Below are 19766 nucleotides of genomic sequence, written 5' to 3' on the forward strand. Positions count from 1 at the left end.
GGCTGAAATAGCGAAGGGGCGGCACCGTCGCCGGTGCCGCCCCTTGCGGAAATGCAACTGATCAGGCGTGGGTGATCGCGCGCTCAACCAGCTGGCCCAGATGCTGGGTGCGCTTGGTCAGGCTCTGCAACACGGCGGAGATTTCGGCCGTGGCGGCAGCGGTCTGACCGGACAGGTTCTTCACTTCACCAGCCACAACCGCGAAACCCTTACCGGCTTCACCCGCGCGGGCGGCTTCGATGGTGGCGTTCAGGGCCAGCAGGTTGGTCTGCTTGGCGATGGCGTCGATCTGCTGGGCCACAGTGCCCACCTTCTCGATCTCGGTGCGCAGACCTTCCAGTTCGCGGCTGATTTCCTGGAGCGCGGAGGAAACCTCGCTCTTGCCAGCGCCGGAGAAATTGCTCGATTCGCTGCCGTACTTCATCTGCAAAGGCCTTGCGTCTTAGGGGTTGACCTGTAGCGACCCGGACAAACCGGGCGTTCCACCTTCATAGCACAAAGCCGGCGAACAAATCGTGACGATTTTCCGGCTGGGGCACCCCTTATGGATAGTTTCCATCGGGGTGCCCCGTCCTTGAGCTGGATCAGAAATCCAGCGACTTCACCCGCACCACGCTCGGCAGGCCCTGGATCTTGCCCAGCAGCTCTTCCGATACGGCCTGATCGACCGACACCAGGCAGATGGCATTGGCACCGGGAGCGGTACGGCCCAGATGGAAGGTGGCGATATTCACACCGGCATCGCCCAGCGTGCTGCCCAGCTTGCCGATGAAGCCCGGCTTATCCTCGTTGCGGATGAACAGCATATGGTCGGTGACTTCCGCCTCGACCGGCACTTCCTCGATTTCCACCAGACGGGGCTTGTCGCCGCCGAACAGGGTACCGGCAACAGAGCGGGTGCGCTGTTCGGTCTGCACGATGACGCGCACCAGGGTCTGGTAATCGCCGGCCACCTCGCGCTTAGTCTCGCTCACCTTGATGTCACGCTCCTTGGCGATGACCGGTGCATTGACCATGTTGACCGATTCCATCAGCGGGCCCAGCAGGCCCTTCAGCACGATGGCAGTCAGCGGACGGGTATTCAGTTCAGCCGCCTGACCTTCATATTCGATGGTCACGGCCTTGATGCCGGTCTCGGTGATCTGGCCGGCAAAGCCGCCCAGCTGTTCGGCCAGCTTCATATAGGGGCGCAGCTTCGGCGCATCTTCGGCCGAGACGGACGGCATGTTCAGCGCATTGACCACCGCACCGCTGACCAGATAATCGGCCAGTTGTTCGGCCACCTGCAGGGCGACATTTTCCTGCGCTTCAGTGGTGGACGCCCCCAGATGCGGGGTGGCGATCACCTTTTCATTGCCGAACAGCGGGTGGGCCTTGGCCGGCTCCTCCGCGAACACGTCCAGGGCGGCACCGGCAACATGGCCGGCCTCGATGGCAGCCTGCAGCGCCTCTTCCACAATCAGGCCGCCACGGGCGCAGTTGATGATGCGCACGCCCTTCTTGGTCTTGGCCAGGGCCTTGGCGTCCAGGATGTTCTTGGTCGCTTCGGTCAGCGGCGTGTGCAGGGTGATGAAATCAGCGCGCTTCAGCAGATCTTCCAGTTCCACCTTTTCCACGCCGATTTCGGTGGCGCGTTCCGGCGACAGGAACGGGTCGAAGGCGATGACCTTCATCTTCAGGCCGACAGCGCGGTCAGCAACGATGCCGCCGATATTGCCGCAGCCGATAACGCCCAGCACCTTGCCGAACAGCTCCACGCCCATGAAGCGGTTCTTTTCCCACTTGCCGGCATGGGTGGAGGCATTGGCGGCCGGGATTTCACGGGCCAGCGCAAACATCATGGCGATGGCATGTTCGGCGGTGGTGATGGAATTGCCGAACGGGGTGTTCATCACCACCACGCCACGGGCGGTGGCGGCGGGGATGTCCACATTGTCGACACCGATACCGGCGCGGCCGACAACCTTCAGGTTGGTGGCGGCAGCCAGGATATCCTTGGTCACCTTGGTGGCCGAACGGATGGCCAGACCATCATATTCGCCGATGATGGCCTTCAGCTCGTCCGGCTTCAGGCCGACCTTCACATCGACCTCAACGCCGCGCTCCTTGAAAATCTCAACGGCGCGGGGGCTCAGGCTGTCGGAAATAAGAACCTTGGGCATGGGTGACTCCGAATTCTCAGGCGAGGAGCGGGTCAGCTCCAATCATGGACGGAAAAGAAGACGGCGACAGCGATCAGCAGAAACGCGACCCAATCGTTCCAGCGCAGGGACTCGCCAAGCCAGAAAGCGGAGAAGATGGCGAACACGGTCAGCGTGATCGCCTCCTGGATCATCTTCAGTTGCGGGGCTGTATAGACCGCGTGACCCAGCCGGTTGGCCGGCACCTGCAGGCAATATTCAAAGAAGGCGATGCCCCAACTGACCATGATGGCGGTGATGAGCGGCGCCGACTTGAATTTCAGATGCCCGTACCAGGCAAAGGTCATGAAGATGTTGGAAGCGGCCAGCAGCAGAACCGGCCAGAGATAAGTGGTGAAAGTGGACATGGATCATCAGCCAGGAAACAGGGTTCCGGCCTGTCGATGCCCCTCCCCCGCCGGCCGGAACCAGACGGGGGAGGAGACCTCATCCAATCAGCAGCTTAGCCGGCCTTGACGGTGGCATAGGCCCAGTCCAGCCAGGGCAGCAGCGCCACGATATCGGCATTTTCAACCGTCGCACCGCCCCAGATGCGAATACCGGGAGGCGCATCGCGGTAGGAACCGGCGTCCAGCGCCACGCCTTCCTTCTCCAACAGAGAGGTCAGCTTCTTGGCGATCTCGGCCTGCGCTTCCGCCGGCTGTTCCGTCGCCCAGGGGTCGACGATCTTCAGGCAGATGGAGGTGCAGGAACGGCCATCCGCCGTCTCAGCCAGGAAATCCACCCAGTCAGTCTTGGCAACCCAGTCGGCCACGGCCTTCAGGTTGGCTTCCGAGCGGCCGATCAGCCCTTCCAGGCCGCCGACGGACTGGGCCCAGTTCAGCCCGTCCAGCGCGTCTTCCACGGCGATCATGGAGGGGGTGTTGATCGTCTCCCCCTTGAAGATGCCTTCCGACAGCTTGCCATTGCTGGCCAGACGGAAAATCTTCGGCATCGGCCAGGCCGGCGTGTGATTCAGCAGCCGCTCCACCGCACGGGGGGAGAGTGCCAGCATCCCGTGGGCGGCTTCACCGCCCAGCACCTTCTGCCAGGACCAGGTGACGACATCCAGCTTGTCCCACGGCAGATCCATGGCGAATGCCGCAGAGGTGGCGTCGCAGATGGTCAGGCCCTGGCGATCGGCCGGGATCCAGTCGCCATTGGCGACACGCACACCCGAGGTGGTGCCGTTCCAGGTGAAGACCACATCACGGTCAAAATCAACCGTGGCGAGGTCCGGCAGCTTGCCGTAACCGGCGGTCAGGGAGCGCACATCGGGCAGCTTCAGCTGCTTGACGACGTCGGTGACCCAGTCCTTGCCGAAGCTTTCCCAGGCCAGCATATCGACGCCACGGGCACCCAGCAGCGACCACAGGGCCATTTCAACGGCGCCGGTGTCAGAGGCAGGAACAATGCCCAGCCGGTAATCGGCGGGGATGCCCAGAATTTCCTTGGAGAGATTAATCACCTGCTCCAGCTTGGCCTTGCCGGGCTTGGAGCGGTGCGAGCGGCCCACCAGGGCGCCCTTGAGGGCTTCGATCGACCAGCCGGGGCGCTTGGCGCAAGGACCGGACGAGAATTGCGGATTGGCGGGGCGATTGCCCGGCTTCGGCGCAGCCATTATGGCTATTCCTTCCAGAATAGTAGCATCCCGTTGGGGGGATGTGACCCGCCGCCGAACCTATGGGAGCAGACCGGCCCCGTCAATCGGAAACCATCCCGCACTTATCAGATTTCTGCGTTGCAGGTGGCGCAGGGGAAAGATTGTTACAATTATGCCAATGCCGGGCTGGGCAGCATCAGGCCACGGGCACCCCGCATATCGGCATCTGTCCAGTCGGCATCGCGCAAATCGGCCTGGGTCATCACGGCATCGGTCAGAATGGTGCCGCGCAGAATGGCGTTCTGCAGGTTGGCCTGGGTCAGATCGCAATCATCCAGCCGCGCCTTCGACAGGTCGATACCCGCCAGCAGGCTGCGGGCCAGCCGTGCCTTGCTGAAATTGGTCGGCCAGCTCTGGCCGTTGCGCAGCTCCATCGGCCCGGCGATCACATTGCTGAGGTTGGTTTCATAAAGAATAGCGCGTTCCAGGCAGGCACCACGCAGATCGGCCCGGGGCATCCGGGCCTGTCGCATATCCGCCATGGACAGATCGGCCATGGCCAGCACGGTGCCGGACAGGTTGGCACCCCGCAGCGAGGCCTGCTTCAAAATGGCAGCGGAAAGATTGAGGTTGGAGAGATCCTGACCGGAAAGGTCCAGGGCCGACAGGTTGGCCCGCTCCCCCTTATGGCCATTGGTGACGATCCATTCGCGATGCAGCCGCAACGCCTCACCGATGACGCCGCTGATATTGTCCAGCCGGCGCAGCAGATCGGCACCTGACAGGTTCGCCGTGGACAAATCCACCTCGTCCAGCAAAGCACCCAGCAGGCTGGCCTGCGACAGGTTGGCATTGCGCAGCAGGGCGCGGGTCAGGATGCAGCCATCCAGCCGGGTGCCGGACAGGTTGGCATCCGACAGATCGGCCCCTTCCAGGTTGCAACCGGTCAGGTCCGATCCGCTGAGATCGGCCCGCACGAAAACCGCGCCGCGCAGGTCCGTGTCCCGCAAATCGGCCTGGATGACGAAGGCGTTGGAGAGCTTGGCCCGGCTGAGATTGGCCCGCACCATGCTGGCTTCCGACAATTCTGTGGCATTGTGCTCCGTCGTCATCGGCGCCAGATCGCCATTCTTGGCACGCATCAGATAGCCGTCGCGCAGGTCCGCCTCGTTCAGCACGGCGCGGGCCATGCAGGCCCCCCGCATGGCGGCACCCCGCAGATCGGCGCGGGTCAAATTGGCGGACGGCAGGTTGGCGCGGCGCAGATCGGCCCCGAACAGACAGGCGCCATGCAGATCGGCCCCCGACAGGTCAGCCCCGTTCAACTTGGCGCCGGTCAGGTCGGCATCGGCCAGATTGGCGTTGCGCAACACGGCAAAGGACAGATCATGGAACTTCAGGCTGGCCCGCATTCCGCCGCGCTGACCCTGCAGGAATCGGCGATGGGCGGCCAGAACCTTTTCAAGTTCGGGGGCCGCGATCTTCGTATAGCCAATATCCAGCCCGTCAAGGGTCGCCGATTTCATATGAACGCCATTAACCTTTCATGCAACGTCACCATCGACGCTATCGCGTCATATGTTAATATTTTACTCATGCCATTCGTTTGATCAGAATCAAGCCAGCAGGAGACAAAAGGAAAAGAGAAGGGTTGTTTTCCCCAAAAATGAAAACATCACAAAAAAACAGACACGCACTCAATTAATCTGAAAAATACAAATAAAATAGACAATATAAGAACCTGAACTATTTTCAAAAATTTTCCAAGACATATATTTTTCATATAGAGGCACTCCCAATAAAAACGTGCAACGCGGCGTCTCGCCGCAGGATGGCGGTCTGAAGCCGCTGGACCTGTCGGATAAAAAAGCGGCTTGATTGATCTCGCTCATGTCCCGCTTCGGGTTGCCTGACACACTATCGATCCTGGTTTCCCGCCCTCTTACAAAACAGGTGGCAGGCTGAATGACCGGCGATGATCCATTTCCAAAACACGACGCCAAGGAAACCGGCGGCACCATCCTGGCCGTTCGCGGTTCCGTGCTGGATATTGCCTTTCCCCAGGGTCTGCCGGCCCTGGATGAACTGGTGATGGTCGGCAACAGCGTTCCGGCGGAGGTGCGGGTGCATCTGTCGCCGGACAAGGTGCGCGCTGTGGCGCTGGACAGCACGGCCGGGCTGCGGCGGGGGGACAAGGCCACCCGCACCGGGGCCGGCCTGTCCGTGCCTGTGGGGCCGGACCTGCTGGGTCGGGTCGTGGATGTGATGGGCCGCCCGCTGGATGGCGGACCGGCAGTGTCAGAGACGGCACCCCGCTGGTGCATCCACCGCGCTTCCCCCCCGCTGGCCGCGCGCACCGCGCATCTGCAACCGCTCTGGACCGGGATCAAGATCATCGATCTTCTGTCGCCGCTGACACGCGGCGGCAAGACGGCCCTGTTCGGCGGGGCCGGCGTGGGCAAGACGGTGCTGATCATGGAACTGATCCGCACCGTGGTGGAGCGCGATAACGGCCTGTCGGTCTTTGCCGGCATCGGCGAACGCTCCCGCGAAGCCGCCGAGTTGCTGGAGGATATGCGCGGGTCCGGCGTGCTGGCCCGCACCGCCATGGTGCTGGGCCAGATGGCGGAACCGCCGGGGGCCCGCTGGCGCGCTGGCATGACGGCGCTGACCCAGGCGGAATATTTCCGCGACGCCATGGGCCGCGACGTGCTGCTGCTGATGGATAATGTCTTTCGCTTCGTGCAGGCGGGGGCGGAGATTGCCGGCATGTTGGGGGTGATGCCCGCCCGCGTCGGTTATCAGCCCACCATGGCGGGGGAGATCGGGGCCTTGCAGGAACGCATTGCGTCCGTTCCCGGTGCGGCCATCACCGCCATCCAGGCCGTCTATGTCCCGGCCGATGATTTCACCGATCCCGCCGTGGCGGAACTGTTCAGCCATCTGGACGGTTCCATCGTGCTGTCGCGCGCGGTGGCGGCGGAAGGGCTTTACCCCGCCGTCGATCCGCTGGCCTCCTCCGCCCGGCTGATGGACCCGGACCTGTTGGGCCAGCGGCATTATCAGGTGGCCGGCGCCGTGCGCGCCGCCATCGCGCAATATCGCGCGCTTGAAGATATCATCGCCCTGCTGGGCATTGATGAACTGTCCGCCAGCGACCGGCAGGTGGTGACACGGGCCCGCCGACTGCTGCGTTTCCTCACCCAGCCTTTCTTCGTCACCGGTGGCTTCACCGGTCGCGGCGGTGTCAGTGTGGGGATCGAGGAGACGCTGGCCGGGTGTGAGGCGATCCTGAATGGGGAAGCCGACAATTGGGCCGAATCCTCCCTCTATATGATCGGCACGCTGGATGATGCCCGCACGCGGGAAAAGGCGGTGGCAGCATGAGGGTGCGCATCCTCACCCCGCTGGCCACCTTGCTGGACCGGGCCGACATCGCCCAGCTTGCCGCCGCCGATGACAGCGGCGGCTTCGCCATCCGCACCGGCCATGCCCCCTTCCTGACCGCCCTGCCCCCGTCGGTGCTGCGCCTGCGGCTGGTGGATGGCGGCACGCTTTACGCCGCCGTGGCGGGCGGCATGGTGCAGGTGGGCCGTGATGGTATCACCGTCACCAGCCAGGATGCCGCCGTCGGCACCGATCTGGCCCCCCTGGCCGCCCGCGTGGAGCGCGAGCAGGCCGACCGGCAGACAAGGCGGGCGGAGGGGACGGCGACGGAACGCAAGCTGCAGGCGGCCCTGGTGCATCACCTGCTGGACAGCACCGCCGCCGAACGCCGCAGCGGGGGGGATTGAGCATGAGCGATCCCGACCTGCTGGACCCGATCAAACAAGCCCAGCGCGATGCCGAACGGGCGGAACGGGAGAAACACCGCCGCCTGGGCGCCACCCTGGCGCTGATCGGCACGCTGGGCTGGCTGATCGTGTTGCCGCCGGTGCTGGGCCTGTTCCTGGGCCGCTGGCTGGACCGGGCCGGCGGCCAGTTCTGGACCTTGTCGCTGCTGTTCACCGGGGTTGCCGTCGGCTGCTGGGCGGCTTGGCGGCGCGTGACGGAGGGGGATTGATGGCACAAAACCTGCCGATCGGGCTGATGGCCCTGGGCCTGCTGACGGGTGCCGGTTTCGGCTGGCTGTTCTTCCGCCTGCTGGCTGTGAACAGCCGGCTTTACACCGCCGGGCGGGTGGGGCCGGCCACGGCCCTGCATGTCGGGCGGCTGGCCGGGGCCGTGCTGCTGTTCGTGGCGCTGGCGCGCCTGGGCGGGGCGGCCCCGCTGCTGGCGGCCTTTGTCGGCTTTCTGGCCATCCGGCCCTTGCTGATCCGCCGCCATGGCAGGGGGGTATCATGAACCTCGCCTCCCCCTTTGCGGCGGATGTCGCCTTCCATCTGGGACCGCTGGCCATCAGTTGGCCCGTCATTTTCGGCGCGCTGGTCAGTTTCATCCTGGCGCTGACGGCGCGGCTGCTGGCAGGGCGGGTGGGACGGGACCAGCCCGGCCGCATCGGTACCGCGCTGGAGGCTGTCGTCACCATCCTGCGCGACCAGTTCGACGAGATCATGCAGACGGACAGCCGCCCCTTCCTGCCATTGCTGGGCAGCCTGTTCCTGTTCATCGCGGCCAGCAACTGGCTGGGGCTGATCCCTGGTTTTAAATCACCGACGGCGCATCTGGAAACCACGCTGGCCCTGGGGCTGACCGTTTTCGGGGCCGCCCAGGTGCTGGGCGTGCGCGTCCGGGGCCTGCGGGCCTATCTGGCCGGTTTCGCCCATCCGCGCTGGTGGATGCTGCCGCTCAACCTGTTGTCGGAATTCACCCGCACCCTGTCGTTGGTCCTGCGCCTGTTCGGCAATGTGATGAGCGGGGAATTCGTCATTGCCATCGTGCTGTCGCTGGCGGGCTTTCTGGTGCCCGTGCCGCTGATGGCGCTGGAGGCGCTGCTGGGCCTGATCCAGGCCTATATCTTCACCATCCTGGCCGCCGTCTTCATTGGCGGGGCCATCGGCACCATTGAAAGGGGCTGACCCATGACCGTTGAAATGATCAGCATCCTGGCAGCATCCCTGGCTGTCAGCTTCGGCGCCATCGGCCCGGCACTGGCAGAGGGCCGCGCCGTGGCGGCGGCCCTGGATGCCATCGCCCGCCAGCCGGATGCCGCCAACACCATCTCGCGCACCCTGTTTGTCGGGCTGGCGATGATCGAAACCATGGCGATCTATTGCCTGGTGGTGGCGTTGCTGGTGCTGTTCGCCAACCCGTTCGTGGGCTGAAAGCGATGCATCTGGACCCGACCACCCTGGCCCTGCAGCTGGTGAATTTCCTGGTACTGGTCTGGCTGCTGCGCCGTTTCCTGTTCCGCCCCGTGCTGGCCGCCATCGACAAGCGCGACGCTGACCTGACCCAGCGCCGCACCCAGGCGGAGACGCTAGCCGCCGAGGTTGCCGCCACCCGCAGCGCGGTGGAGGCTGAACGCCAGTCGCTGGCCAAACAGGCCGCCGAACTGCGCGCCACCGCCCAGGCCGAAGCGGAGGATGAACGCCGCCGCCTGCTGGATGCCGCCCGGCAATCCGCCGATGCCCTGCGCGCCGCCGCCGCCAGCCAGTTGGCCGCCGAACGCCAGCAGGCAGAGACCGACCTGACCAAACAGGCCGCCGATCTGGCCACAACCATGGCTGGCCGCCTGCTGGCCGATGCCAGGCCCGATCTGGCCGACCGGGTGCTGACCGACGCGCTGTGCCAACAACTGGCCGCCCTGCATGCAGCGGAAAAATCCAGCCTGCTGGCCGGCCCTGGCGGCATCACCCTGACCAGCGCCCGCCCCCTGCCCGCCGACCTGCAAACGGCGCTGATCACCGCCCTGGGCCCCAATATCGCCGTGACCTGGACCGTTGATCCCGCCGTGATTGCCGGGGTGGAGCTTGCCGCCCCCCATCACCTGATCCATCAAAGCTGGCGGGCGGCACTCGCCAGCGCGCGGGAAAGGTTGGGATCATGAGCGCCAGCCTTTCCACCCATCTGGCGGACTGGACCCGCCAGCAGAGCCAAACACTGGCCAGCCAGCCGGCCCCCGCCCCCGGCTGGCAGCAACTGGGCCGGGTCAGCCATATTGGCGACGGCATCGCCCTGGTCAGCGGGCTGGAACAGGCCCCGGCAGACGGGATGCTGCTGTTCACCGGCAATGTGCCGGGCTTGGTGCTGGACCTGGACGAAGGCCGGCTGGGCTGTCTGCTGCTGGGTGCGGCGGAGGGGATCAAGGCCGGCGATCCGGTGCGCATGGCCCCCGGCGTGCTGCGCGTGCCGGTGGGTGATGGCTTGCTGGGCCGGGTGATCGACCCGATGGGCCGCGCCCTGGATGGCCGGCCCGATCCCACGCCCGACCGGTTGGAGCCGATTGAACGCCCCGCCCCCGCCCTGACCAGCCGGGGCACGGTGGCCGAGCGGCTGGCCACCGGCACCACCATCATCGACAGCCTTTACCCCATCGGGCGCGGCCAGCGGGAACTGATCGTCGGCGATCGGGGCACGGGCAAGACCTGCATTGCCATGGATGCGTTGCTGGCCCAGGCCGGGGGCGATGTCATCCCCATCTATTGCGCCATCGGTCAGCGTGCCTCTGCGGTGGCCGATGTCATTGCCACCTTGCGCGATGGCGGGCTGGCGGATCGGGCCATCATCATCGTGGCCGCCCCCGATGCCGCCCCCGGCCTGCAATGGATCGGGCCTTATGCCGCCATGACCATGGCGGAATATTTCCGCGACAGCGGGCGTCACGCCCTGCTGGTGCTGGATGATCTGTCCAAACATGCCGCCATGCACCGGCAGGTCAGCCTGCTGTTGCAGCGCCCGCCAGGGCGGGAAGCGTTTCCCGGCGATATTTTCTATCTCCATTCCCGTCTGCTGGAACGCTCGGCCAAACTGTCCGACGCGGCGGGCGGTGGCTCCCTCACCTGTCTGCCGGTGGTGGAAACCCAGGCCGGCAATCTGGCGGCCTATATTCCCACCAACCTGATCTCCATCACCGATGGGCAGATCGTGCTGGATACCAGCCAGTTCCAGGCCGGCCAGCGCCCGGCGGTGGATGTGGGGCGCAGTGTCAGCCGCGTCGGTGCCCGCACCCAGCCGCCGGAACTGCGCAAACTGGCGGAAAAGCTGAAGCTGGAATATGCCCAGTTTCTGGAGCTGGAGGCCTTCACCCGTTTCGGCGGGCTGGTGGATGAACGCACGAAACAGACGGTGGAGCGCGGTCGCCGCCTGCGCGCCCTGCTGGGCCAGCGTCACGGCCACCCCCGCGCGCTGGCCGCTGAGGTGGCCTTGCTGCTCTCCCATGCCGACGGCTTGCTGGATGGCTTGACCTTGCCCCAGGTGGAGCAGGTGCGCGATGGCATCGCGGCCTCCATCGATGGCAACGATCCCGCCAACCTGGATAATCTGCGCCGCATCATCCAGACCGCAAAAGCCGCCGTGCTGAAGGGTCCGGCATGAGCATCGCGGCGCTGGAATATCGCCTGTCGACCCTGGGCAGCCTGTTGAGCGTAGTGGAGGCGTTGCGGTCGCTGGCCGCCGCCAAGCAGCAACGCGCCGCCGGGATGCTGGGGGCCGCCAGCGCCTATGCCGCGGCCAGTGCCGCCGCCCTTTCCGCCCTTTGCCCCGAACCGCAGCCGCCCACCAGCCGCCTGTTCCTGCTACTGGGGCCGGAGGGGGGCTTTACCGGCGGCCTGCCCAGCCGGCTGGTTGCCGCCCTGCCGGGGGATCAGCCCCCGCTGGTGGTGGGCAGCCGCACCATTGCCGCCGCCCAGGCCCGGCACCTGCCGCTTGCCGGCACGATACCGGCCCCCGCCATGGCCGATGCCCTGCCGCCCCTGGCCACCAGCCTGTGCGCGCAATTCCCGGCGGATGCCGCCATCACCATCCTGCACCCGCGCGACCACGCCATCATCCAGACGGACTTGCCGCCGCTGCCGCAACAATCCGGCCGGGTGGAGCTGCTGACCCAGGTACCGGCATCGTCCCTGCTGGCCGCCGCTGGAATGCAGGACCGGCAGGCAAGGCTGTTGCTGGCCCTGCTGCAAACCCATGCTGCTGAACAATTGGCCCGCCTGTCCACCCTGACCGGTGCCCGCGAACGTATCCGCGACCGGGTATCGGAACTCACCATCCAGCTTTCCACCGCCCGGCAAGACAGCATCAGCCAGGAAATCGCCGACCTCTGGTCCGGCCGCCGCGCCTTGATGGGGTGAGCTGGATCATGGCGGGGGTGACGGGCGGGGTGCATCATGGCTATGGTGTGGGGGCTGTTTGGGGGGCGATGAAAATCATGATGCAATTTGATCGCTTCTCTACCGTCACCCCGGCGAAGGCCGGGGTCCAGTTTCGTAGAGCACGGTGCCCCTGAAGCTGGACCCCGGCCTTCGCCGGGGTGACGGTGGAAGCAAACGCCAAACAATCCCCCAACCCGGACCCATTTCATGCCCCGTTCCAGTTCCTCTGGCCTTGTCCTCACCAGTCTCATCGGCATCGTGGCCACCATCGGCCTGCTGGCCTTTGTCGTCTATGCCGGGGGCGATGCGCGGTTCTTCTTCAATCTGGAAGGGTTGGTAATTGTCGGGGGCGGCGTCATCTGCGTGGCGCTGCTGGCCTTCCGGGGGGATGAGATCACGGCGGCCCTGTCCGCCATCGCCGCCATGTTCAAGGGTCCGCCCAGCCTGGAACGCGAAATGGCGGAGCTGCTGGAGGTCTCCAAACAGCTTTTCAGCCGGCAGATCCAGGCCGCCGATGAACGGGTGCGCCGGGTGGGCAGCCCCTTTCTGCGGCTGGGCTTGCAGATGGTGGTGGATAATGCCTCGCTGGATGACATCATGCATGTGATGAACTGGCGCATCCAGAAACAGGTGGAGGCCGATCAAAAGCAATCCCGCTTCTTCCGCGTGCTGGCCTCCTTCGCGCCGGCCTTCGGGCTGCTGGGCACGCTGGCCGGCATGGTGGGGATGTTGAAGCAATTGGGATCGGGCGATATCGGCCTGATCGGTTCATCCATGGCGGTGGCCATGCTGGCCACGCTTTACGGGCTGATCCTGGCCAATCTTTTGTTCAAGCCCATCGCCATCAAGCTGGAACAGCGCACCACCGAACGGGTGGCGCAGTTGAACATTCTGCTGGAAGGCGTGGTGCTGGCCCATCTCAACCGCTCCCCCATGGTGATTGAGGAGACATTGCGCACCTATCTGCTGGATGCCGGCGACGAGGTGCGCGGTGGCCGCTGATCGTGACCTGACACCGGAGACCGAGCGCGCCCGCGTCGCCGCCCGCCGCCAGCCCCACCGCCCGCATGAAAAATCGCTGGAACCGATGGAGGAAAGCGAGGAATGGGTCATCAGCTATATGGATATGGTCACGGTGCTGATGACTGTGTTCCTGGGCATGGTGGCGATTCTGGGCATGGATGGCCGCCTGTCCAACCCCAGCAATGAAGAGCGGGAGGCGACCAAACAGGTGGATAAGGCCCTGGCCAGCCATCCCCTGCCCTCCCCCTTCCCCAATCTGCATCGGGAAGATGATGCCGATTACGAGGCACCGCCGCCCGCCCGCCCGCCCGGCCAGGGCGGCCCGGCAGATCGCAGCGGCAATGCAACGGTCGCCGGCAGCAATGCCGCCGCAGCGCTGTCGCCCGCCGCACAGGCCTGGTTGCGCAAGCTGGAAGCGGCGGGTCTGCCGCCGGATGTGGACATCACCCTGAAGGACCGCAAGATCGCCATCGTGGTGCGCGACCGCATCCTGTTCCCGTCGGGTTCCGCCACCTTGCAGCCGGCAGCGGTGGATTTGCTGCGCACGCTCGCCCCCTCCCTGGCCGCCTTGCCGGGCAGTGTGACGGTGGAGGGGCATAGCGACGATGTGGCCATCAGCACGGCCCGTTTCCCCTCCAACTGGGAACTCTCCGCGGCCCGCGCCGCCGCCGTGGTGCGCGTGCTGGCCGCCCTGGGCCTGCCCCCGGAACGGCTGGGCGCCCTGGGTTTGGCCGACAGCCGCCCGCTGACCACCGACCCCACCCGCCGGTCAGAAAACCGCCGGGTGGAAATTGTCGTGGATACGGATGCGGTGACGGCGAAGGGGGTGGCGCGGTGACATTGAAATAAAAAAATCGTCTCCGTTTGACGGAGACGATAAATTTTAGATAATAATAGTATATTCAAGTTTTTAGAAAACACCGGGACACCGGATAGACGTCTTCGGCGGTTTGATACTCATCGCTATGAGTAGCCCGCTACTTCGACGAGTTTGCCATCCATAAGGTCGTCAAACAGACTCTCACTCGATCAGTCGATGCCCTCAGTTATGGCGCCGGCATAATCTGCCCAAGTATAGATCGTCTTTCCGGGTTGGCTGAGATTCTGGGTCGCCCAAAAGGACCCACCTTTGGATTTCCACTTATTTTTAAGGTTGTGCTTCATCTGATCTGGCGTGGAGACTGGCTGAGCTTCGCTATCAAAGGACTGGATTGGCCAGATGAAGCTTTCAGCTTGGCTCTCTGTCAACCCGGTCCCTGAAAGATTTTTCTTCAGGTATGAGGTCCATGTGTTGGGATTGTTGCCAGCCCCACCGGAATATACTTGCAGATTCATGCCGACAACAGGTTGCCTGTTAAGCCCAGAATATACCCCACGAAGAGAGTCGACCCAGCCAGATTCGTTACTATAGGGGCAGAAAGTGAATTGATAATCCTTAAGCTTGGACAGCTCTATGATCAATGGGACCATCCCATCCTTTAGAGATCCATCCTCAAGGTCCATATCAAATCCAACGAACTCAAGGTCACTAAATACAACCTCAATAATTCCCGCAATAGCCGCCAGATTTCCGAGAAGGAAATTCCTTGTATTATCGTTTTTTTCAAAAATCTTCTGTATATTTGTAAACGTATTTGTGCCCGCACCTCCAAGTGAAAGCCATACGCGCTTGCATGAGCCATGCTTCATCCCATGGTCAATTATATTGAAAAATAATCCGTTTACATTAAAATTTGCTGTCCCGCCCGATGCGATAACGGTCTTTCCAAGACCATAATGAATATCACCTGTTGATGCATCAGGAACTGTCAGGCTGAACAGAATGTAGTCCGTAGTTGATGCACCATCTGCATTTTCTGCAGTTTTATCTTTTGTCTTTTTATCGTCAATACCATTGATATAGGCGCCATTCATCTTGATCATGTCTCGGCCTCCTTCAGATCGCAAAAAAAATGCTGAGGGCTCACTCATCATTTTCTGCGATTACTGTGTCTCGTGGATCAAATTTATATAATTTTACACAGTCATAAAAGTGATCAATTATTGTAAATCTGAATTAATTATGATACTTTTAGGTGTTTTAACCTTTATGACGCTACATGTTGGTAATGTCCCGTTCCTGTGGCTTTGAGTATTCAGCATTTCGTTGTTGCGTAATCGTTCTGAGAGCCTGTTTGACAAACCCACGGCTGACCACTCACCGCAACCATTTTCAAACAGCCTCTAAAGAATTTTTAGAGATAAAATACTGTAAAAAATGCAGAAAATCTCTTTGTTAATATTTTTTATGTAATGCACTATGTAAGTTTAATCAAAAGTTGAATTTATCTTAATAAAATTAAAATCCCACGCAACAGCCCCACAAATTCCGTTGCAGAGTGTTGCGTAGGGTTAACGGGGGCACCCGACCGGGTGCCGCCGTCCCTTACCCTCAACCCGCCTTCACCAGCGCCGACACCGAACCCGGTGCCAGCAGCAGGTGCAGCAGCCCGTCGCCCGGCACTGCCATTTCCCGCACGCCCAGGCGGGTCAGGCTGGCCCGGTCGGCCTTGGCTGTATCGGCCAGTTCCAGCCGCAGGCGGCTGCCATGCTGGCTGACGCGGCGGATATTGCCGGCCCCGCCCAGGGCCGCCAATGCTGCATCGGTCAGGCTGATCCCCGCCACCGCCGCACTGGCCGTCGCCGTCTCGGCCTTGCGCGCCGGCTGGGTGCCGCCGCCCTGGGCCATGGCGTCGCGGATTTCCACCGCCACCTGATCGGCAATCGGCCCCAACACCACCTGCAAGGCATTGGCCGAGGGGCGGATCACACCCCGTGCGCCCAGCCCCTTCAACGATGCCTCATCCACCAGCCCTTGATCGGCCACGATCAGGCGCAAACGGGTGGTGCAGGCGCCCACGCTGGTCAGGTTGGCGGCCCCGCCCAGGGCGCAGACAAACGCCTCCCCCCGACCGCCGGGCAGGCTGGCCGTCACGGTGGCGGGGCTGGCCGCCCCCTCTTCCTCCCGTCCCGGCGTCTTCAGGTCGAAGCGGCGGATGACGAAGGAGAAGACGCTGTAATAAATGGCGAAATAGGCCAGCCCCACCGGCAGCAGCATCAGCGGCTTGGTGGCCTTGCCGTAATTCAGCACATAGTCGAACAGACCGGCGGAGAAACCGAAGCCCAGCTTCACCCCCAGCATGTCCATCAGCACCATCGCCCCACCGGTCAGGATGGCATGAAGGGCATAAAGGGCGGGGGCTAGGAACATAAAGCTGAACTCAATCGGCTCCGTCACCCCGGTCAGGGCGGAGGTCAGGGCCAGACTGAACAGCATCCCGCCCACGGCCTTGCGCCGTTCCGGCTTGGCGGCGCGATACATGGCCAAGCACGCCGCCGGCAGGCCAAACATCATCACCGGGAAGAAACCGGCCATGAAGCCGCCGGCGGTGGGATCACCCGCGAAGAAGCGGCGCAGATCGCCGGCGGTGCCCTGATAATCGCCCTGCACGAACCAGAAGACATTGTTCAGGATATGGTGCAGGCCCGTCACCAGCAGCAGACGGTTCAGCAGGCCGAAGATGAACAGGCCAAAACCGCCCGCCTCTGCCACGCCATGCGACAGCCCATCCACGCCCGCACTGATATGCGGGAAGCCCAGGCCAACAATGACGGCCAGCACCAGCCCCGCCGCCCCGGCCACGATGGGCACAAAGCGCCGACCGCCGAAAAAGGCCAGATAATCCGGCAGCTTGATGGTGGAGAAGCGGTTATAGAACATGCCGCCGACAAGGCCGGAAATGATACCGACCGGCACATCCAGCCGTGCCACCGCCTTGGCCTTCCAGGCGGCAATGGCCAGATCGCCCGTCACCTCCGGCGGGATCGCCAGCAGGGATTTCCCGGCCTCTGTCGCCACCAGAAAACAGACAATGCCGGAAAGGCAAGCCGCCCCATTGCCATCACGGGCATAGCCGGTGGCCACGCCAATGGCGAACAGCAGACCCAGATGGGAGAAAAGCGCATCGCCCGCCGCACTGAGGAAGGCGATATCCAGCAGATCGGGCTGGCCCAGGCGCAGCATCAGCCCCGCCACCGGCAGCACCGCGATGGGCAGCATCAGCGCGCGGCCGAGGGGCTGAAGTTTTTCCAGGATCGACTTCATGCGCTGAACCCCCGCGCGAGTGTACGGACATCCGCCGCCGTGGCGCATTCCAGCGCCGCCGCAGCATGGGCACGGGCCTGTTCCAGCGTCAGCGCGGAGACCAGTGCCTTGATTTCAGGAACAATGGCCGGCGTGGCCGACAATTCTGCCACGCCCAGGCCCACCAGAATGGGCACAGCCAGCGGGTCGGATGCCAGGCTGCCACACACGCCCGTCCATTTGCCATGGCGGGCCGCCCCCTGGCAGGTCTGCGCAATCAGGCGCAGCACCGACGGGTGCAGACCGTCGATGGAACCGGCCACGGCGGCATTGCCGCGATCCATGGCCAATGCATATTGCGTCAGGTCATTGGTGCCGATGGACAGGAAATCGGCTTCCGCCGCCAGCAGATCGGCCGTCACCGCCGCTGCCGGGGTTTCCACCATCACGCCCAGTTCCACCTTGTCGGTGATGCCCATCTCCGTCCGCACGCGGTCCAGCACGGCGCGCACGCGCCGCAGCTCATCCACCCCGGCGATCATCGGCACCATGATGCGGCACTGGCCCACCGGCTGCACCGACAGGATGGCGCGGATCTGATCTTCCAGCATGGTCGGATAGGCGAAACCAACGCGAATACCGCGCAGGCCCAGGGCCGGGTTCTCCTCCGCCGGGATCGGCAGATAGGGGGCCGGCTTGTCGCCACCAATATCCAACAGCCGCACGATCAACGGGCGGCCTTCCAGCGCTGTGGCAATGGCCTGATAATCAGCGGCCTGTTCGGCCACCGTCGGGGCCGTCGACCGTTCCAGAAACAGGAACTCCGTGCGCAGCAAGCCGCTGCCTTCGGCCCCATTGGCGACAGCCTGCTTGGCATCCGCCTCTGATCCCAGATTGGCAAAGACCTCAATGCGCACACCATCGGCGGTGTGGCAGGGCTTGCCCGCCGCCGCCTTGGCCGCCGCCCGCCGGGCGGTGATCACGGCCAGCCTATCGCGCGCCGTGGCCAGGGTGGCGGCATCGGGGGCGACATGCAGGGTGCAGCCGCTGGCATCCAGAATCAGGTCGGTGCCATCCGCCACCTGCCGCAGCGCCGGGCCGATGGCGACCAGCGCCGGCAGCCCCATGCTGGCGGCCAGAATGGCGACGTGGGAGGTGGGGCCACCCCGTTCCACCACGAAGCCGACGACATTCTCTTTGTCCAGCGCCATCAATTGCGAGGGCAACAGGTCTTCCGCCACCAGCACCGTGCCGGGCGGGAAAGATAGCGGCTCATCCGCCACCCCTTCCAGCACGGCCAGTACCCGGCGTTCCAGATCCAGCATGTCATCGGCGCGTTCGGCCAGATGGGCATCACCCGTGGCCCGCAACGCGGCCGCCTGTGGCCGCACGGCGGCGCGCCAGGCATGGCCGGCGCTGGCACCATCGCCGATGGACAGGCTGGCCGCTTCCAGCAAACCATCATCATCCAGCATGGCGCGGTGCGCCTGGATGATGGATTTCTGCGGGCCGCTGGCGTGCGCCGCCTCATCCTCCAGCCGGCGGGCCAGCTCGGCACGGGCTGCTTCCAGCCGCGCCTGCTCCACCGCCGCACCTTGGCCGGTGGGGGCAACCTGGATTTCCGGCAGCCGGAAGGCGCGCGCCTGCCCCACGGCCAAACCGGGGGAGGCCGTGACACCCGACAGCTTGCCATCGGCTGGCAGTACCGCCGATCCCTGCGCCACCGGGGCCGCGACCGGGGCGACGGGCTGGGCCTTGGGTGCCGATGCCGGATCGGCCTTTTCCCCCATGCCGCTGTCGATCAGCGCCCCCAGGGTTGCCAGTGCCTCGGCGGCATCGGCCCCTTGGGCGCTGATCGTCACCTCATCACCCAGCCGGATACCCAGGGTCAGCAGCCCCACCGGGCTGCGGGCATTCATGGCCTTGCCGGCCTTGGCGATGGTGACGCTGGCGCTGAACCCGCTCAACGCTTCCTTGATGCGGGCGGCGGGCCTGGCATGAATGCCATGGGCCAGCGGCACCAGAAGGCGGCGTTCCAGCGTGGCGCCCGTGGCCGCCTCGGCCGGGGTGCCCGCCTCTGCTGCCTTGGCGGTCAGGGTGAAGATATAGTCACCGGCCTTCACCGGGCCATCGTCGCGGGTGCGGGCCAGGGTGAAACGGTCGGTTTCCAGCAGCAGAACCGGCGTTACCACCGCCGGGGCCGCCTGCACAATGGCGTCCAGATCGAAACGGATCAGCACATCGCCGCGCTTCACCCGGTCGCCCTGGCGGACGCAGGGGGTGAAGCCGCGACCGGCCAGGGCCACCGTATCGATGCCGATATGCATCAGGATTTCCGCGCCATCCGCAATGCGGATGGTGACGGCGTGGCCGCTGGCATTCAGCGCGCTGACCTCCCCATCGCAGGGGGAAACCAGGCAATCGCCCGTCGGATCGATGGCGACGCCGTCCCCCAGCATCCGGCTGGCGAAAACGGCGTCGGGCACTTCATCCAGAACGGTCAGCCAGCCCGTCAGGGGCGCGCCGATGGCGATGGACGCCCCGGCGATACCGTCGATCTTGTTGGTCGGTGGTGTCATGCTCAG

Annotated in this window: 20 protein-coding genes; 11 read left to right on the top strand and 9 right to left on the bottom strand. The window is 64.2% G+C overall.

The features are described 5' to 3' along the window. Positions 1 to 61: 61 nt before the first annotated feature. The 6 genes from PCJ49_RS05015 to PCJ49_RS05040 form a co-directional block, all read right to left on the bottom strand. Positions 62 to 424: a methyl-accepting chemotaxis protein gene (locus PCJ49_RS05015; RefSeq protein WP_089286580.1), complete on the bottom strand. Its 363-nt coding sequence runs from the start codon at positions 422 to 424 to the stop codon at positions 62 to 64. Positions 425 to 584: 160 nt separating this feature from the next. Beyond that, entirely contained in the window at positions 585 to 2162 is a 1578-nt protein-coding gene (gene serA / locus PCJ49_RS05020; protein WP_089286579.1) for a phosphoglycerate dehydrogenase, read from the bottom strand. A 32-nt stretch (positions 2163 to 2194) separates the two neighbouring features. After that, the gene (locus tag PCJ49_RS05025) at positions 2195 to 2548 is read right to left on the bottom strand and encodes a DMT family protein (RefSeq protein WP_269909998.1); all 354 of its coding nucleotides are present in this window, start codon (positions 2546 to 2548) and stop codon (positions 2195 to 2197) included. 95 nt (positions 2549 to 2643) lie between these two features. Then, on the bottom strand, positions 2644 to 3801 hold the full coding sequence (locus PCJ49_RS05030; protein ID WP_269909999.1) for a phosphoserine transaminase: 1158 nt from the start codon (positions 3799 to 3801) through the stop codon (positions 2644 to 2646). A gap of 152 nt (positions 3802 to 3953) precedes the next feature. Next, entirely contained in the window at positions 3954 to 5309 is a 1356-nt protein-coding gene (locus PCJ49_RS05035) for a pentapeptide repeat-containing protein (protein WP_269910000.1), read from the bottom strand. Between the two features lie 171 nt (positions 5310 to 5480). Continuing rightward, positions 5481 to 5675, bottom strand: a complete 195-nt coding sequence (locus PCJ49_RS05040; RefSeq protein ID WP_269910001.1) for a hypothetical protein — start codon at positions 5673 to 5675, stop codon at positions 5481 to 5483. Between the two features lie 73 nt (positions 5676 to 5748). On the opposite strand from PCJ49_RS05040, the gene atpD reads away from it, so the two are divergent. From atpD to PCJ49_RS05095, 11 genes are all read left to right on the top strand, one after another. After that, positions 5749 to 7170, top strand: a complete 1422-nt coding sequence (atpD, locus tag PCJ49_RS05045; protein WP_269910002.1) for a F0F1 ATP synthase subunit beta — start codon at positions 5749 to 5751, stop codon at positions 7168 to 7170. Continuing rightward, entirely contained in the window at positions 7167 to 7577 is a 411-nt protein-coding gene (locus PCJ49_RS05050) for a F0F1 ATP synthase subunit epsilon (RefSeq protein ID WP_269910003.1), read from the top strand. Before atpD ends, PCJ49_RS05050 begins: the two co-directional genes overlap by 4 nt. A 2-nt stretch (positions 7578 to 7579) precedes the next feature. Continuing rightward, complete coding sequence (locus tag PCJ49_RS05055; protein ID WP_269910004.1) at positions 7580 to 7846, top strand: AtpZ/AtpI family protein; 267 nt, start codon at positions 7580 to 7582, stop codon at positions 7844 to 7846. Continuing rightward, positions 7846 to 8127, top strand: a complete 282-nt coding sequence (locus tag PCJ49_RS05060) for an ATP synthase subunit I (RefSeq protein ID WP_269910005.1) — start codon at positions 7846 to 7848, stop codon at positions 8125 to 8127. The genes PCJ49_RS05055 and PCJ49_RS05060 overlap by 1 nt, the downstream gene beginning before the upstream one ends. Then, on the top strand, positions 8124 to 8801 hold the full coding sequence (gene atpB / locus PCJ49_RS05065) for a F0F1 ATP synthase subunit A (protein ID WP_089286571.1): 678 nt from the start codon (positions 8124 to 8126) through the stop codon (positions 8799 to 8801). The genes PCJ49_RS05060 and atpB overlap by 4 nt, the downstream gene beginning before the upstream one ends. A gap of 3 nt (positions 8802 to 8804) precedes the next feature. After that, positions 8805 to 9047, top strand: a complete 243-nt coding sequence (locus PCJ49_RS05070; RefSeq protein WP_269910006.1) for a F0F1 ATP synthase subunit C — start codon at positions 8805 to 8807, stop codon at positions 9045 to 9047. Between the two features lie 5 nt (positions 9048 to 9052). Then, positions 9053 to 9772, top strand: coding sequence for a hypothetical protein (locus PCJ49_RS05075; RefSeq protein ID WP_269910007.1), 720 nt, complete (start codon positions 9053 to 9055; stop codon positions 9770 to 9772). Beyond that, the gene (locus PCJ49_RS05080) at positions 9769 to 11259 is read left to right on the top strand and encodes a F0F1 ATP synthase subunit alpha (protein WP_269910008.1); all 1491 of its coding nucleotides are present in this window, start codon (positions 9769 to 9771) and stop codon (positions 11257 to 11259) included. The genes PCJ49_RS05075 and PCJ49_RS05080 overlap by 4 nt, the downstream gene beginning before the upstream one ends. Beyond that, a complete protein-coding gene (locus PCJ49_RS05085) occupies positions 11256 to 12014 on the top strand; it encodes a F0F1 ATP synthase subunit gamma (protein ID WP_269910009.1) in 759 nt (252 codons plus the stop codon). The genes PCJ49_RS05080 and PCJ49_RS05085 overlap by 4 nt, the downstream gene beginning before the upstream one ends. Before the next feature lie 228 nt (positions 12015 to 12242). After that, entirely contained in the window at positions 12243 to 13037 is a 795-nt protein-coding gene (locus PCJ49_RS05090) for a MotA/TolQ/ExbB proton channel family protein (RefSeq protein ID WP_269910010.1), read from the top strand. Continuing rightward, positions 13027 to 13896 carry an OmpA family protein gene (locus PCJ49_RS05095; RefSeq protein WP_269910011.1) on the top strand — a complete coding sequence of 290 codons (870 nt, stop codon included), beginning with the start codon at positions 13027 to 13029 and terminating at the stop codon, positions 13894 to 13896. Before PCJ49_RS05090 ends, PCJ49_RS05095 begins: the two co-directional genes overlap by 11 nt. 191 nt (positions 13897 to 14087) lie before the next feature. Here the strand turns inward: PCJ49_RS05095 and PCJ49_RS05100 are convergent, their stop codons facing one another. The 3 genes from PCJ49_RS05100 to ptsP all read right to left on the bottom strand — a co-directional run bounded on the left by PCJ49_RS05100 (position 14088) and on the right by ptsP (position 19760). Beyond that, entirely contained in the window at positions 14088 to 14981 is an 894-nt protein-coding gene (locus PCJ49_RS05100; RefSeq protein ID WP_269910012.1) for a hypothetical protein, read from the bottom strand. A gap of 508 nt (positions 14982 to 15489) precedes the next feature. Next, positions 15490 to 17202: an N-acetylglucosamine-specific PTS transporter subunit IIBC gene (gene nagE, locus PCJ49_RS05105; protein WP_269910013.1), complete on the bottom strand. Its 1713-nt coding sequence runs from the start codon at positions 17200 to 17202 to the stop codon at positions 15490 to 15492. Beyond that, on the bottom strand, positions 17199 to 19760 hold the full coding sequence (gene ptsP / locus PCJ49_RS05110; RefSeq protein WP_269910014.1) for a phosphoenolpyruvate--protein phosphotransferase: 2562 nt from the start codon (positions 19758 to 19760) through the stop codon (positions 17199 to 17201). Before ptsP ends, nagE begins: the two co-directional genes overlap by 4 nt. Positions 19761 to 19766: the final 6 nt, after the last annotated feature.

The sequence above is a fragment of the Niveispirillum sp. BGYR6 genome (assembly GCF_027568365.1).
GTDB lineage: Bacteria > Pseudomonadota > Alphaproteobacteria > Azospirillales > Azospirillaceae > Niveispirillum.

Bases quoted from the DNA above. Each gene is read 5' to 3' on its own strand.
- PCJ49_RS05015 (WP_089286580.1), bottom strand. From the start codon at position 424: ATGAAGTACGGCAGCGAATCGAGCAATTTCTCCGGCGCTGGCAAGAGC.
- PCJ49_RS05025 (WP_269909998.1), bottom strand. From the start codon at position 2,548: ATGTCCACTTTCACCACTTATCTCTGGCCGGTTCTGCTGCTGGCCGCT.
- PCJ49_RS05055 (WP_269910004.1), top strand. From the start codon at position 7,580: ATGAGCGATCCCGACCTGCTGGACCCGATCAAACAAGCCCAGCGCGAT.
- PCJ49_RS05070 (WP_269910006.1), top strand. From the start codon at position 8,805: ATGACCGTTGAAATGATCAGCATCCTGGCAGCATCCCTGGCTGTCAGC.
- PCJ49_RS05040 (WP_269910001.1), bottom strand. From the start codon at position 5,675: ATGAGCGAGATCAATCAAGCCGCTTTTTTATCCGACAGGTCCAGCGGC.
- serA (WP_089286579.1), bottom strand. From the start codon at position 2,162: ATGCCCAAGGTTCTTATTTCCGACAGCCTGAGCCCCCGCGCCGTTGAG.
- PCJ49_RS05100 (WP_269910012.1), bottom strand. From the start codon at position 14,981: ATGATCAAGATGAATGGCGCCTATATCAATGGTATTGACGATAAAAAG.
- PCJ49_RS05075 (WP_269910007.1), top strand. From the start codon at position 9,053: ATGCATCTGGACCCGACCACCCTGGCCCTGCAGCTGGTGAATTTCCTG.
- atpB (WP_089286571.1), top strand. From the start codon at position 8,124: ATGAACCTCGCCTCCCCCTTTGCGGCGGATGTCGCCTTCCATCTGGGA.
- PCJ49_RS05035 (WP_269910000.1), bottom strand. From the start codon at position 5,309: ATGAAATCGGCGACCCTTGACGGGCTGGATATTGGCTATACGAAGATC.
- PCJ49_RS05090 (WP_269910010.1), top strand. From the start codon at position 12,243: ATGCCCCGTTCCAGTTCCTCTGGCCTTGTCCTCACCAGTCTCATCGGC.
- PCJ49_RS05030 (WP_269909999.1), bottom strand. From the start codon at position 3,801: ATGGCTGCGCCGAAGCCGGGCAATCGCCCCGCCAATCCGCAATTCTCG.
- ptsP (WP_269910014.1), bottom strand. From the start codon at position 19,760: ATGACACCACCGACCAACAAGATCGACGGTATCGCCGGGGCGTCCATC.
- nagE (WP_269910013.1), bottom strand. From the start codon at position 17,202: ATGAAGTCGATCCTGGAAAAACTTCAGCCCCTCGGCCGCGCGCTGATG.
- atpD (WP_269910002.1), top strand. From the start codon at position 5,749: ATGACCGGCGATGATCCATTTCCAAAACACGACGCCAAGGAAACCGGC.
- PCJ49_RS05085 (WP_269910009.1), top strand. From the start codon at position 11,256: ATGAGCATCGCGGCGCTGGAATATCGCCTGTCGACCCTGGGCAGCCTG.
- PCJ49_RS05080 (WP_269910008.1), top strand. From the start codon at position 9,769: ATGAGCGCCAGCCTTTCCACCCATCTGGCGGACTGGACCCGCCAGCAG.
- PCJ49_RS05050 (WP_269910003.1), top strand. From the start codon at position 7,167: ATGAGGGTGCGCATCCTCACCCCGCTGGCCACCTTGCTGGACCGGGCC.
- PCJ49_RS05060 (WP_269910005.1), top strand. From the start codon at position 7,846: ATGGCACAAAACCTGCCGATCGGGCTGATGGCCCTGGGCCTGCTGACG.